Raw genomic sequence first — 14,061 nt, 5'->3', positions numbered from 1 at the left:
CGTCTCAGGCCACCTGCACCAGGTGGCCTGGCGACACCGTCCTGTAGTTTCGCACCGGCGTTTCATATCCCATGGCCCGTATCGGGCTTTTCAGCTCGTCATTGGATATGCCGCGCGTTATCCCGCGCCTTGCCGGGTCCGGCACCGGCACGGCGGCCATCAGCTTTTTCGTATAGGGATGCTGCGGATTGTCGAAAACCGCCGCACGCGGGCCGATCTCGACGATCTCGCCGAGATACATCACCGCCACACGATGGCTGACGCGTTCCACCACCGCCATGTCATGGCTGATGAACAGAAAGGCGAGGTTGAGGCTCTGTTGCAGGTCGAGCAGCAGGTTGCAGACCTGCGCCTTGATCGAAACATCGAGCGCCGAGACGCTTTCATCGGCGACGATAACCTTCGGATCGAGCGCAAGCGCACGGGCAATGGCGATGCGCTGGCGCTGGCCGCCCGAAAATTCATGGGGGTAACGGCTGGCCATATCGGCGGACAGGCCCACCTTTTCGAGAAGATCGGCAGTCTTTTCCTTCGCCTGTCTGCTGCTGCCGAGTTTGTGCTTGATAAAGGGCTCGGAAATCGCCGTACCTACCGTCATGCGCGGATTGAGCGAGGAGAACGGGTCCTGAAAGATCATCTGCACGGATTTGCGCATATTGCGCAGGCCGACCGTATCGAGCCGCATCACGTCATAACCATCGAGCGACACGTCGCCGGCCGTCGGCTCCACAAGCCGCATGATCGAGCGGCCGGTGGTGGATTTTCCGCAGCCGGATTCACCCACCAGCGACAGCGTTTCGCCCTGAAACAGATCGAAGGAGACGTTTTCGACGGCGTGAACCGCACCCGTCTGGCGTGCCAGCAGGCCGGAGCGGATGGCAAAACGCGTCACAAGGTTTCGGACCGACAGGACCGGCGTCTGCCCGCTCGCAACCGTCCCCGCCACCTCCTGCGGCTCGCTCGAAAGGCCGGTTTTCATGTCGAGCACCGGAAACCGTGTCGGCCATTGCCGGTCGCGCATCGAGCCGAGCTTCGGCACCGCTGAAAGCAGCGCCCGCGTATAGGGGTGCTTGCCGCGCCGGAAGATGTCCTCGGTCGGTCCCGTCTCGACCTCATCGCCACGATACATCACGATCGTTCGGTCGGCGATTTCGGCCACGACGCCCATGTCATGCGTGATGAAGAGCACCGACATGCCCTCCTCTTCCTGCAGCAGTTTTATCAGGTCGAGGATCTGGCCCTGAATAGTGACGTCGAGCGCCGTCGTCGGCTCGTCGGCGATCAGCAGTTTCGGCCGTGAAGCGAGCGCCATGGCGATCATCACGCGCTGGCGCATGCCGCCGGAAAACTGATGCGGATATTCGTCGAAACGGCCGGAGGCGTTGGGAATGCGAACCTTTTCCAAAAGCCGCACCGTCTCCGCCCGCGCCTCCTGCTTCGAAAGCCCCTTGTGCCGGATGAGGACTTCGGAAATCTGGCGGCCGATGGTGAAGATCGGATTGAGCGAGGTCATCGGCTCCTGAAAGATCATCGAGATATCGTTGCCGCGCACGCCGCGCATTTCTCTTTCGGAAAGCGCAAGAAGATCGCGCCCGTTGAGCAGCACTTCACCCTCGATCCGGCTGGAGGCCGGGGCAAGCAGGCGCATGAGAGACAGCGACGTCACCGATTTACCGGAGCCGGATTCACCGACAATCGCGACGGTTTCGCCGGGCGCGACATCGAAGGACACGTTGCGCACGACGCTCTTCCACGCGCCATCTACGAGGAAGGAGGTGGTGAGGTTACGGACGGAAAGGACGGGTTTTGTCTCCATGGTGTCACCGCCCTACCGCATAGGCCTGCATCAGCCGCGGTGTTGCGGCGGCGCGCAGCAGGCCGTCCGCATCGCGACGCGCGGCGGTGAGCCGCCCGACCGACCATGCATCGGCAACCGTGACGCGGTGCCCGCGGCGGCGAAGCTCCTGCACGGTCGCTTCGCCCACCGTGCTCTCCACGGTGATTTCACCCGGCGAACTGGTGCGCGGATAAAACGAACCCGGAAAATGCGCGGTGTGGAACAGCGGCATGTCGATGGCGGCCTGCAGGTTCTTGCCGTGATGGGCATATCGCAGGAAGAAAGGCAGTTGCCACTGGTCCTGCTGATCGCCGCCCGGCGTGCCGAAAACCATCGCGGGACGCCCCTGATGCAGCGCAAGCGAAGGCGTCAGCGTGGTGCGCGGGCGTTTGCCCGGTGCAAGCGAGGTCGGCAGGCCTTCCTTCAGCCAGAACATCTGGGCGCGGGAATTGAGCGCGAAACCGAGGCCGGGCACGATGGGCGAAGATTGCAGCCAGCCGCCCGACGGCGTGGTGGAGACCATGTTGCCCCAGCGGTCGATGACATCGATATGCACCGTATCGCCGCGCTTCTCCGTCAGATGCGACATGGTCGGCTCGTAGACCGTGCCGGTGCCACTCATCTCGGCCAGCATGGCCATGGTGGCGTCCACCTGCTTTTCGTAACCCGGCACGGTGCCGGGGCGCAGCTCCAGCGAGGCCTCGCCGCTTATCAGCGCACGGCGTCCGGCATTGTAGCCTTCCGACAGGAGATATTCCGTCGGGATCTGGCCGAATTCCGGATCGCCGTAATAGACCTCGCGGTCGGCATAAGCGAGCTTCATGGCTTCGACGATGGTGTGGACGAATTCGGGACCGGAGGGGTCCATGGCCGCAATGTCGAAGCCTTTCAGAAGCGCAAGCGATTGCAGCAGAACCGGACCCTGCCCCCAGGCGGGCGTCTTGGCAATCGTCCAGTCGTGATAGTCGAGCGTCTGCGGCGCTTCGACGGTTGCGCTCCACCCGGCCATATCCTGCGCCGTCAGCACACCCTTGTGCTTAGCACCGCTGGCATCCATGACTTCCGCTGTCCTTACGTAACCGTCGATAGCTTCCGCAACGAAACCCCGATAAAAGGCATCGCGTGCCGCCTCGATCTGGTTTTCACGGCCGGAGCACGCTTCGGCTTCGGCGACGATCCGCTGATAGGTTGCGGCCAGAACCGGATTGCGGAAATTGGCGTGAGGCTCGGGTGCCGCGCCACCCGGCAGCCACGTCTCATGGGATGTCGGCCATTCCTTCTCGAAGAAATCGGCCAGACCCTTGATGGTGGCGGAGACGCGCGGCAATGTCGGATGCCCGTGCTCGGCATAATAGATCGCGGGTTCCAGCACTTCGCGCACGCTCATCGTGCCATAGTCGCGCAGCATCAGCATCCAGCCGTCGAAAGCGCCGGGAATGACGGTGGCGAGCAGCCCGTCGCCGGGGATCAGCTTCAGCCCTTCCGACGTGTAATGTTCAATCGTCGCACCGCTCGGGGCCGGGCCCTGTGCGCAGATGACTTCCACCTTGTCCTTCTGCTTCGAATAAAACACGGCGGGCATATCTCCGCCGGGGCCGCATAGATGCGGCTCAACGATCTGGAGGACGAAACCGGTGGCGACGGCCGCGTCGAAAGCATTGCCGCCCTTTTCGAGGATCGCCATGCCAACGGCCGACGCGATCCAGTGCGTTGAGGTGACGACGCCGAAGGTGCCAAGGATTTCAGGGCGTGTGGTGAATTCATTCATTCCGATATTCCTTGTAAAAGATCATGCTTCGCGCGGATCGAGCGCGTCGCGCAGGCCATCACCCAGAAGATTGAAGCCGATGACGACGAGGAAGATGGCGATGCCGGGCCACATCGTCATCCACGGTGCCTGGCTGAGGAAATTCTTCGCGGTATTCAGCATCGAGCCCCAGGAGGGCGCCGGCGCCTGCTGGCCGAGGCCGAGGAAAGAAAGGCTCGCCTCCGCGATGATGGCGGTCGCCACCGTCAGGGTCGCCTGCACGATGATGGGGGCGAAGACATTCGGCAGGATGTAACGCGTCATGATGTCGATGTGGTTGAGACCAATGGACCTTGCGCCTTCGACATAATCTTCGGTCTTGACCGCCAGCACCTGCCCGCGCGTCAGCCGCACGAAAATCGGCATGGCGGAAAGGCCGATGGCGATCATCGCATTGGTGAGGCTCGGGCCGAGGAAGGCGGCAAGCGCAATCGCCATGATGAGGAACGGCATGGCCAGCAACGCTTCGGTGATGCGGGATATGACCATATCCACCCAGCCGCCGAAATAACCTGAAATCAGGCCAAAGGGCACGCCGATGACCACGGCGATCATCACCGAGACGACGCCCGCCATCAGCGAGGCGCGCGCGCCATAGATCATGCGGGAAAGGATGTCTCGGCCGAGATCGTCGGTGCCGAGCCAATGGGCGGCCGAGGGCGCCTTGCGGATGGCCGACCAGCTGGTCGCCACCGGATCGGCAATCGGCAGGATCGGCGCGGCGATGGCAAGGACGGCGAAAAACAGCACGATAACCATGCCGAAAAGCGCCGATTTGTTGCGCTTCATCTTCTTCCAGGCGCGGCTTTCCGGCCGCGTTACCGCTACGGAAAGGTTTTGATCGAGAAAGGTCATGATATCGGGGCCTCAGATCGTCGCCCTGAGGCGGGGGTTGAGCAGGACATAGGCAATATCGGCCAGAAGGTTCATGAGGATGAAACCGACGGCTGTGCAAAGAACGATGCCCTGCACGACGGCGTAATCACGGGTGAACACCGCATCGACCGTCATCTTGCCGAAGCCGGGAATGGTGAAAATCTGCTCCGTCAGCACCGCCCCGGCCAGCAATTCGCCGAAGAGCAGCGCCAGCAATGTGATGACGGGCAGAAGCGCGTTGCGGAAACTATGCGACAGGATGATCTCGCGCGGAGAAAGACCCTTGGCGCGGGCGGTGCGGATATAGTCGGAACTGAGCACCGCCACCATCGCCGAACGCGTATGGCGCATCAGCGTCGCCGCAAGCGCATTGCCCAGCACGAAGGCCGGCATGATCATGGTTTCGATGGAACGGACGGGATCGACAAAGATCGATTCATAACCGGATGCCGGCAACCAGCCGAGTTTCACCGACACCAGCAGGATCAGCATGATGCCGAGCCAGAAGTTCGGGATGGAGAGGCCGGAAAGCGCCACAATATTGGCCGTGTAATCGATCCACGTGTTCTTCTTGACGGCGGCCAGAATGCCGATGGGAATGCCGATGACCATGGCAAAGAACATCGCCATGACAGCCAGCTGAATGGTAACCGGCAGCTTCTGGCCGATAAGCTCCAGCACCGGCTGGTTGGTGCGCAGCGAAATACCGAAGTCGCCCGTCACCACGCCGCCCAGCCAGTTGACATATTGCAGCGGCACAGGGTCGTTCAGGCGATATTTCTCCCGCAGGAATTCAATTGTCGCCGGATCGCGCTCCTCGCCAGCCATGGCGAGAACCGGATCGCCCGGCAGCAGTTTCTGCAGCGAGAAGACGAAGATGGAGATGATCAGAAGCGTCGGGATCGCGACCAGCAGTCGCTTGCCGATATAAACAGGCATGGCATGGCCCTCGTTCGTGCCAATTCGTGAGGGCCGCACGGCAAGGCCGTGCGGCGCATGCGAAGCGTTCAGTCCTTGGAGACGCCGAGAAGGCGGATCATGCCATCCGGCGACGGCGCCCAGCCCTTGACCTTGTTGGAAATGGCATAGGCATAGGGCTGGTGACCGAGATAGATGATCGGCATGTCATCGTTGAGGATGACGCTTGCGGCATCGTATTTTTCCTTGCGCACCGCATCCTCGGTCGAGGCGCGGGCCTCGTTCAGCAGCTTGTCGACCTCGGGATTGCAATATTTCACATCGTTGATGCCGCCCTTGCAGGTGACGAACTGATGCAGATTGCCATCCGGATCGATACGTCCCGACCAGTCGGAACGGCTGAGCTGGTAATTGCCGGCCGTCTGTTCGGACAGAAGCGTCGCAAATTCCGTGGCCTTCAGGGTGACGTTGAAGCCCGCTTCCGCGACCATCGACTGGATGACCTGCATCATCTGCGTCTGCGTCGTGTTGTTGGCGTGCTGAAGCTCAATGTCGAGCTTTTCGTAACCCGCCTCCTTCATCAGCGCTTTGGCCTTGTCGATATCGCGCGCCGGCACCGGCAGATTCTGGTTGAACCACGGGCTTGTGGGCGGGAAGGCCTGATTGCCTGCCTTGGACGTGCCCTCGAACACGATCTGGCCAATCGCTTCCCGGTCTATCGCATAGGAAAAGGCCTGACGCAGGCGCTTGTCCTTGCCGAGCGGATTATCCGCCCGCGAACCATTGTTGATATTGACATACATGGCCATGTAGCCCGGCCCGATGACATCCGCATAGGTCAGATTGGCGTCGTTCTTGACGGATTCGGCATCGGAGGCCGAGATGCGCTCGGCAATATCGAGGTCTCCGGAGCGAAGATTGGCAAGCTTCACGGTCGTATCGGGGATCGGCAGATAAACGACCCTGTCGACCAGAATTTTGTCCTTGTCCCAATAATCGGCGAATTTCTCGAGCACGATACGGTCTTGCTGGATGCGCTCGACGAATTTGAACGGCCCGGCGCAGACCGGCTTCGAACCGAAATTCGCGCCCAGTTCCTTGGCCGCCTTCGGCGCGACGATCATGCCGGCGCGGTCGGAAAGCTGCGCCAGCAGCGTGACGTCAGGCGTCTTCAGGGTGAATTTGACGTCCAGCGGCCCGGTGGCTTCGACCTTTTCGACCGAGGAAAGCTCGCTCTTGCGGCGGGATTCCGGCAGGGTCATGTTGCGCTCGATGGTGGCAACCACAGCCGCCGCATCCAGTGTCTCGCCGTCGTGGAATTTCACGCCGTCGCGGATCTTCATCGTCAGTACTTTGCCGCCCTCGGACCAGGCCCATTCGGTGGCAAGCTGGGGAACGATCTTCATGTCCTGCGAGATGTCGACGAGCTTGTCGCACATGGCGGTATAAACGATACGCCCGACGAAAGTGCGCGATTGCGCGGGGTCGAGAACGTCGGCGTCATCATTAAGGCCGATGCGCAATTCGGACGAGATGGCCGGCGTGGACAGGAATGCACCGGCCAATAAGGCGGCAGTCAATGTCTTGATTTTCTTCATGTTCTATCCTCTGGTCTGGTTATCTTTGTTTTTTGATTGGCCGGCCCGGAAAGGTCGGCAGGTCTGCTCTGCTGCCTATGAGGCCGGCGTGAGCGGATTATCGGCATCGCCCGTGCTGCGGGCGGCAATGTCTTCTGCGGTTTTCTCCTCCAGAAAGCCGAGCGAGGTGGCGCGGATCAGCCTTTCCTGATGCATGAGAAGGTGCTGGCGCATCGCTTCGCCGGCTCTTGCGGGGTCGCGGTCGGCGATGGCATCGACGATCGCTATGTGCTGCTCGAAGGAAGCCTGGCCGTTCGTGCCGCTGCGGCGCGCCAGTTCCCGTATCGACTGCCATGCATCGTCCTGGCGAATGCGGTTGACGACATCGAAGATGGACAGGAACAATTTGTTGCCGGCGCTCTGGGCGATCTGGCGGTGAAGCGAACCATCCCACAATTCCTTGGCGTCGGCATCCGTGCTCTGGCCGGTCTTCTGAACGAGGGCGCGCATGCGCTCCACCTCGGCGGGTTTGGCGCGCATGGCCGCAAGCTGCGCTAGCTGCGGCTCGATGCGCAGGCGCACTTCCATGATTTCCATGATATCCGTGCCGGCGACCAGTTCCGTGACCTGAGCGGACCAATCGTCCGGCTTTTCACCCACAAAGGTTCCCGCCCCCTGCCGTCGCCAGATCAGACCTTCGGCTTCCAGAACCTCAAGAGCACGACGGACCGCACGCCGGCCGACATTGAAGGTTTCCGCGAAGGCCCGCTCCGTCGGCAGGCGACGGTCTTTCGCAAGATCCTGTGTCTGAATGTACTCCCGCAACTTCGCCAGCGCGTAGTTGGAGTTATCGTTGGGGTTCACCGTCAAGTCGCACCATTTACTGAACCAATCCTATATTGGTTCATTTGGTGAGAAATTTTTGCCGTCGTCAAGCTTATTTTTGAGCGGCAATAATTGGCGCTCAAAATATGGGCATACGGCTTTTTTTGAAGATGAAGAGTGGGCGTCATAGACGCACCCACCCCTCCTAAAGATCGATGGAGAGCCTGATGCGCCCCGACAGGCGCTCGCCGGGGGCAACCGTCGCGAGACCCTGCCCTTCCCGCGGTGCCTGCGGCAAACCAAGCGCTCCGGCGGCCATGGAAACGGGCTCAAGACAGAGATAGCGCTCCATGCGGTGCACGGCGAGATGGCCGAAAACAGGATCGGCCTTAAGCCGTAGTGAAAACCTGCCGAAGTCGACCTGCGCGCTTGACCAATCGGTGAAATGCAATGTGTATCCCGTTGCGTCGGGAATGGCGGGGTTCGGGCGAGGTGCCGGCGGCTGGCCGGTTGGCACGTTCTGCGCATCCAGCGGATATTGCAGTTTGGCGTCCGTCCGCGCATCGCAACCGAGCCCGGCCGCCAGATAGGGATGCCAGCCCAGCGACATCGGCGCAGGCCCATTCGCGCGATTGGTTATCGACAGTTCCACGGTAAGGCTGTCGTCTTCCAGCAGGAAAAACTGCTCGGCGCGGAAGGAAAACGGCCACTCCCCGTCAGCCTCGTAGTCCAGTACCAGTGAGACCCGATCCGAAGACAGGTCTGAAATCTCCCACGGCCGGCGGTGAGCCGGGCCATGCATGGCGTCAGGCGCAAGCGCCGGATGCGGCAGCAGGTCATGGCGGATACCTGCGTGGACGAAGGAACCGCGATAGAGCCGGTTGTGATAGGGAAACAGCGGATATGCGCCAGCCCTCGGCCAGTTGAACGGCTGGAACTCCTGCTCCGTTGTCGGCACCAGAATATCGCCGTGGTCGAAGTGCCGCAGATGGGTCATTCTGCCACCCCAGGCGGGGCGCAGGCGGGCAGAGAGCCGCCCGCAGGCAATCGCAACGGTTTCAGGCGAAGGCATAGGAGCCGTCAGGCCGTTTCGGCACCCGTCTTTGCCAATGAACATAGCCATCTTCCTGCATGGCTTTTTCGTCCATCTCGACACCCCAGCCGGGGCGGTCCGGCCTCAGTTCCAGATATCCGTCCTTCGGCAGGTAGGGGTCGACGACATAGCGGGTTTCATCCTCGCGCTTTTCGAGATCGGTGCCGCCATAGACGTAGCATTGCCCTTTCGGCAGCCGGTATTCGAGAATGCGGAAATTCTGCTGAGCGGCAGAGAAGTGCACATTGACGGCGGTGGCGAGCGGTCCCATCGGGTTATGCGGCGCGATGCTGACGAAATGGGCTTCCGCAAGCGTGGCGATGCGGCGCATCTCCGAAATGCCGCCGACAACGCAGATGTCGGGCTGGATGATATCCGCACCCTTTACTTGAAGAAGGCGCAGGAACTCATTGCGATTATAGAGACTTTCACCCGTTGCCAGCGTGCAGTTCAGGCCCTGTTTCAGGTCTCCCCACATCTCGATATTTTCCGGACGCAAAGGCTCTTCGAAGAACAGCGGATCGTAAGGGGCAAGCGCATTGCCAAGCTGGCGGGCGGCCGCTGGCTCGAAAATCTTGGCATGGGCGTCGAAGGCGATGTCGTAGTCGGGCCGCACGGTTTCGCGAAGCGAGCGGAAATATTCGGCCGAACTGCGCACCACCTCCCCCCAGCGATGGGCGTGAATATCGACGCGCCAGGGGCTGAGCTTGAAGGCCGTGAAGCCCCAGTCCTCGTTGAGACGGTCGAACTCCTCCTTCGCCGCCGGCGCATCCGGAGCGGTGTAGACACCGGCATAGACCTTGATACGGTCGCGTACTTCGCCGCCCAGCAGCTTGTAGACGGGCACCCCCGCCGCTTTGGCCGCGAGATCCCAGAGGCAATGATCGAGCGCCGAGATTGCCGACAGACCGAGCGCTCCGGGCGGAAAACGGTTTTGCTGGAGCAGGAGATTGTAGAGATATTCAACCCGCGTCGGGTCCTGCCCGGCAAGAAAGCCGTAGAGGTAATCCAGCACCGGCGGCAGGGCGAGATCGGGGCCGTGATTGTAACATTCACCCCAGCCGGTCAAACCGTCATCGGTATCGAGAGCGACGATGACGCGGGGACGGTCCTTGTCGCGGGTGACGAATACCCGCATGCGATCGATTTTCATGCTTAAGTCTTCCTCATGAATTGCAGCGTGCGAGGCCCGGCATCATCGCGCGACGGCCCCGTTCTTGACTTCGGATGGTTCGACGTAGCGGAATCTGCGGGTGCGATCCCGGTCGCGTGGGTCCGGGCGCGGAATGGCGGAAAGAAGCGCCTGCGTGTAGGGGTGATCCGGCGCGTTGCAGACCTTTTCGGCGTCTCCCACTTCCACCAGCTTGCCGCGATACATTACCCCGACGCGGTCGCACATGTATCTGATCACGCCGATATCGTGGCTGATGAAGATATAGGCGAGCCCCAGCTCATCCTGCAGCCGCATCAGAAGATCCAGCACCTGGAACCGCACCGAGACATCCAGCGCCGACGTCGCCTCATCCGCCACGATGATGCGCGGCTTCAGCGTGATGGCGCGGGCGATGCCGATGCGCTGGCGCTGGCCGCCGGAAAAGGCGTGCGGGTAACGTTCACGCCCGGCAGGGTCCAGTCCCACCTGCTCCATCAGGGCGCAGACGCGTTCATCCAGTTCCCTCCCCCTGGCAATGCCATTGACCAGCAACGGCTCGCCGATGACCTGCGCCACCGTCATGCGCGGATTGAGCGAGCCGAACGGGTCCTGAAACACCATGCGCAATTCGCGCCGCGCCGCTTTCAGCTCGGCGCCCTCGATTTTGGCCAAATCGACCACCGTACCATCCGCACGGCGATACAACATCTCGCCGCCGGTCGGATCGTAGAGGCGCATGATCGAGCGGCCCATCGTGGTCTTGCCGGAGCCGCTTTCGCCGACGATGCCGAGCGTTTCGCCGGGAAGCAGCCGGATCGACACGCCATCCAGCGCCTTCATCTCGCCGAAATGCATGGAAAGGTCATTCACTTCGAGCACCGGCGCGGCCGTGAGATCGAGCGGAGGCCGCGCAAGCCGGATTTCCGCCTTCTGCTCCAGCTTCAGCACGGAGCCGATCAACATGCGGGTATAGGGGTCCTGCGGATTGTGGAATATCTCGTCGACCGTGCCATATTCCTTGGCGACGCCGTGATGCATAACCAGCACGTCATCGGCAATCTGCGCCACCACGCCCATGTCATGGGTGATGAAGAGCACCGCCATGCCATGGGCCTTTTGCAGCCGCGATATCAGGTCGAGGATTTCGGCCTGTGTGGTGACATCGAGCGCCGTCGTCGGTTCGTCGGCGATCAGGAGCTGAGGCTTGCAGGCCAGCGCCATGGCGATCATGGCACGCTGGCGCATGCCGCCCGAATATTGGAAGGCGTAGCGATCCAGCGCCTTTTCGGGGTTAGGGATTTCCACCTGCCGCAACAGTTCGATGGCCTCGGCCCGCGCCTCTGCCTTGCTCATTTTCAGATGCAGGCGCAGGACCTCGGTGATCTGGTCACCGACCGTGTGCACGGGTGAAAGCGACGACATCGGCTCCTGAAAGATCATCGCGATATCGGCGCCGCGCACCGAGCGGATGGCCCGGCTGCGCGGATCGAGCTTCGCCAGATCCAGAGAGGTGCCGTCGGCGCGGTTAAGGATGATCGACCCGGACGTAATGCGCCCGGGACTGTCGATGATTTGCAGGATCGAACGGGCGGTGACGGATTTGCCGGAGCCGCTTTCGCCGACGACGCAGAGCGTTTTACCGGGATCGATGGAGAAAGACAGATCGTTGACCGCCCGGAAAACGCCGGTTCTGACCGGAAATTCAGTGACCAGATTGCGGACTTCGAGCAGGGGTTTGGCTGGCTTGATAGAGAGAATATCGCTCATCCGGGGCCTCACTTGTTATAGGGGTCGGCTGCGTCACGCAGGCCGTCGCCGAGCAGATTGAGCGCCATGACGGCAATGACGACCGCCACACCGGGCAGGAACAGCCAGGGCGCGGTTGCAATCGAGCGGATATTCTGCGCCTCGCGAAGCAGCACGCCCCAGGAAATAGTGGGCGGCTGAAGGCCAAGGCCGAGGAAGGACAGCGAGGTTTCCGCAAGGATCATGGCCGGCACCGCAAGCGTGACCGAAGCGATGATGTGGCTCGAAAAGCTCGGCAGCATATGGCGGAAGATGATGCGCCCTTCCGGCACGCCATCCAGCCGCGCCGCAGCCACGAACTCTTCGGTCCTGAGCGACAGGAACCGGCCGCGCACGACGCGGGCAAGCTGCGCCCAGCCGGTCAGCGACAGGATGATGGTAATCATCATATATTGCAGCGTGGCAGGCCAGCCCTGCGGCAGGGCGGCGGCCAGCGCCAGCCAGATGGGAATGGTCGGGAGCGACAGCACGAAGTCGATTACACGCTGCATGACGAAATCGATGCGGCCGCCGTAGTATCCTGAAATGCCTCCGAGAACGACGCCAAGCAGCAATGAGAAGAACACGCCGACAAGACCGATGGACAGGGAGACCTGCGCGCCCTGCACCACGCGGCTGAAAACATCTCGGCCGAGACGATCCGCGCCGAAAAGGAAGAGCGGCCGCGTTTTATCGGTGGAGGCCAGCAGGTGGATATCCGTGGTGAACAGGCCGAAGACGGAATATTCGTAACCGCGACCGAAAAGCTGGACCGGGATTTTCTTCGCCGTATCTTCAACGAAGACGGCCGCCAGCGTTTCAGGATTGCGGGTCAGCTTCAGCGGATAATAATGCAGCCCGAGCGAGAAACCCTCGGTCGTATCGATGAAATGAACGCGCTGCGGCGGATGGAAGGTGGCGCGGGCATTCTGCAGCACCGGATCGTTGATGGCGAAGAAGCCAGGCACCAGCGCGACGATATACATGGCGACAGTGATGAACAGGGCGGCCATGGCCAGCTTGTGGCGCTTGAAGGCCCACCAGATGAGCTGCCACTGCGAAGCGACGGCGGCGCGATCCTGCCGGGCATTGGTGGTCATGGTGATATCGCTCATGGCGCTCTCCTATTCCAGCCGGATGCGCGGATCGACCAGCGCAAGCAGGATGTCGCTGATAAGCGAACCGATCAGCGTCAGCGCGCAGATCAGCAGCACGAAAGCGCCGGCGAGATACATGTCCTGCGCCATCAGCGACTGCAAAAGCAGCGGCGCGGCCGTCGGCAGGTTGAGCACGATTGCGACAACCACGGAGCCCGAAATGAGATTGGGCAACAGCCATGCGATGGTGGAGATGAAGGGATTGAGCGCAATTCTGAGCGGATATTTTGTCAGCAGCTTGAACTCGGACAGCCCCTTCGCCCGCGCCGTAGTCACATAGGGTTTGGGCAATTCATCCAGCATATTGGCGCGCATGACGCGGATGAGGCTTGCGGTGGAAGACACGGCAAGGATGGCGACCGGCAGCCAGATATGGGCCATGAGGTCCATCATCTTGGCGATGCTCCACGAGGCGGTCTCGTATTCCGCAGAAAACAGCCCGCCGACATCGGCCCCGAACTCCACCGCCGCGACATACATCAGCACCAGCGCCAGCAGGAACGAGGGTATGGAAAGGCCGAAGAAAGAAAAGGCGGTGAAAAGATAATCGCCAATCGAATATTTGCGCACGGCGGAGAAGACGCCGATGGGAAGCGCGATGGCCCAGGTTGCGAGAAGGCTGGCAATGGCCAGAACCAGCGTCAGCGCCATGCGCTCCCAGATGAGGCCCGAAACCGGCTGCTGCCACTCGAACGAAATGCCGAAATCGCCGCGGCTGACGATGCCCCATATCCATTTCAGATATTGCACGATCATCGGGTCATCGAGGCCGAAACGTTCGCGCAGCTGCGCCGCCGTATTGTGGTCGATGACCTCGTTAGACGCGGCCAGTGTGGCGATATAGGTCGTCACATAGTCGCCGGGCGGCAGCTGGATCAGGACAAAGGCAAGGAAACTGACGGCAAACAGGGACGGTATCATCCACAGCAGGCGTTTTACGATAAAAAGCAGCATGTCGTTCTCGCAATCACATTATCCGCACGCGCCGCCCTCCACTAAGGAGACGGCTGTGGGTGGTCGAAACAACCTGAGA

The 14,061-nt window shown here is 61.3% G+C and carries 11 protein-coding genes; all 11 read right to left on the bottom strand.

Annotated elements, in window-relative coordinates; genetic code table 11:
- Positions 1-4: 4 nt before the first annotated feature.
- The 11 genes from F3H58_RS13185 to F3H58_RS13135 all read right to left on the bottom strand — a co-directional run bounded on the left by F3H58_RS13185 (position 5) and on the right by F3H58_RS13135 (position 13,982).
- On the bottom strand, positions 5-1,816 hold the full coding sequence (locus F3H58_RS13185) for an ABC transporter ATP-binding protein (RefSeq protein WP_149742501.1): 1,812 nt from the start codon (positions 1,814-1,816) through the stop codon (positions 5-7).
- A 4-nt stretch (positions 1,817-1,820) separates the two neighbouring features.
- Entirely contained in the window at positions 1,821-3,605 is a 1,785-nt protein-coding gene (locus tag F3H58_RS13180) for a gamma-glutamyltransferase family protein (RefSeq protein WP_149742500.1), read from the bottom strand.
- A 21-nt stretch (positions 3,606-3,626) separates the two neighbouring features.
- On the bottom strand, positions 3,627-4,499 hold the full coding sequence (locus tag F3H58_RS13175) for an ABC transporter permease (protein ID WP_188128904.1): 873 nt from the start codon (positions 4,497-4,499) through the stop codon (positions 3,627-3,629).
- A 12-nt stretch (positions 4,500-4,511) separates the two neighbouring features.
- Positions 4,512-5,459, bottom strand: coding sequence for an ABC transporter permease (locus F3H58_RS13170; RefSeq protein ID WP_020810606.1), 948 nt, complete (start codon positions 5,457-5,459; stop codon positions 4,512-4,514).
- A gap of 68 nt (positions 5,460-5,527) precedes the next feature.
- Entirely contained in the window at positions 5,528-7,036 is a 1,509-nt protein-coding gene (locus tag F3H58_RS13165) for an ABC transporter substrate-binding protein (RefSeq protein ID WP_149742499.1), read from the bottom strand.
- Between the two features lie 75 nt (positions 7,037-7,111).
- A complete protein-coding gene (locus F3H58_RS13160) occupies positions 7,112-7,885 on the bottom strand; it encodes a FadR/GntR family transcriptional regulator (RefSeq protein WP_149742498.1) in 774 nt (257 codons plus the stop codon).
- Positions 7,886-8,045: 160 nt separating this feature from the next.
- Positions 8,046-8,912: an aldose 1-epimerase gene (locus F3H58_RS13155; RefSeq protein WP_149742497.1), complete on the bottom strand. Its 867-nt coding sequence runs from the start codon at positions 8,910-8,912 to the stop codon at positions 8,046-8,048.
- Positions 8,899-10,086, bottom strand: a complete 1,188-nt coding sequence (locus F3H58_RS13150; RefSeq protein ID WP_059756370.1) for a galactarate dehydratase — start codon at positions 10,084-10,086, stop codon at positions 8,899-8,901. The genes F3H58_RS13155 and F3H58_RS13150 overlap by 14 nt, the downstream gene beginning before the upstream one ends.
- A gap of 42 nt (positions 10,087-10,128) precedes the next feature.
- On the bottom strand, positions 10,129-11,853 hold the full coding sequence (locus F3H58_RS13145; RefSeq protein WP_188128903.1) for an ABC transporter ATP-binding protein: 1,725 nt from the start codon (positions 11,851-11,853) through the stop codon (positions 10,129-10,131).
- Between the two features lie 8 nt (positions 11,854-11,861).
- Positions 11,862-12,986, bottom strand: coding sequence for an ABC transporter permease (locus tag F3H58_RS13140; RefSeq protein WP_003521679.1), 1,125 nt, complete (start codon positions 12,984-12,986; stop codon positions 11,862-11,864).
- Between the two features lie 9 nt (positions 12,987-12,995).
- The gene (locus F3H58_RS13135; protein ID WP_003521681.1) at positions 12,996-13,982 is read right to left on the bottom strand and encodes an ABC transporter permease; all 987 of its coding nucleotides are present in this window, start codon (positions 13,980-13,982) and stop codon (positions 12,996-12,998) included.
- Positions 13,983-14,061 lie beyond the last annotated feature (79 nt).

Source organism: Rhizobium sp. NFACC06-2, from assembly GCF_900101425.1.
In the GTDB taxonomy this organism is placed as follows: domain Bacteria; phylum Pseudomonadota; class Alphaproteobacteria; order Rhizobiales; family Rhizobiaceae; genus Agrobacterium; species Agrobacterium leguminum.
This window is presented reverse-complemented; position numbering and strand designations above follow the sequence as displayed.

Coding starts and splice junctions, on each gene's coding strand:
- F3H58_RS13140 (WP_003521679.1), bottom strand. CDS start 12,986: ATGAGCGATATCACCATGACCACCAATGCCCGGCAGGATCGCGCCGCC.
- F3H58_RS13170 (WP_020810606.1), bottom strand. CDS start 5,459: ATGCCTGTTTATATCGGCAAGCGACTGCTGGTCGCGATCCCGACGCTT.
- F3H58_RS13180 (WP_149742500.1), bottom strand. CDS start 3,605: ATGAATGAATTCACCACACGCCCTGAAATCCTTGGCACCTTCGGCGTC.
- F3H58_RS13175 (WP_188128904.1), bottom strand. CDS start 4,499: ATGACCTTTCTCGATCAAAACCTTTCCGTAGCGGTAACGCGGCCGGAA.
- F3H58_RS13185 (WP_149742501.1), bottom strand. CDS start 1,816: ATGGAGACAAAACCCGTCCTTTCCGTCCGTAACCTCACCACCTCCTTC.
- F3H58_RS13135 (WP_003521681.1), bottom strand. CDS start 13,982: ATGCTGCTTTTTATCGTAAAACGCCTGCTGTGGATGATACCGTCCCTG.
- F3H58_RS13155 (WP_149742497.1), bottom strand. CDS start 8,912: ATGCCTTCGCCTGAAACCGTTGCGATTGCCTGCGGGCGGCTCTCTGCC.
- F3H58_RS13150 (WP_059756370.1), bottom strand. CDS start 10,086: ATGAAAATCGATCGCATGCGGGTATTCGTCACCCGCGACAAGGACCGT.
- F3H58_RS13145 (WP_188128903.1), bottom strand. CDS start 11,853: ATGAGCGATATTCTCTCTATCAAGCCAGCCAAACCCCTGCTCGAAGTC.
- F3H58_RS13165 (WP_149742499.1), bottom strand. CDS start 7,036: ATGAAGAAAATCAAGACATTGACTGCCGCCTTATTGGCCGGTGCATTC.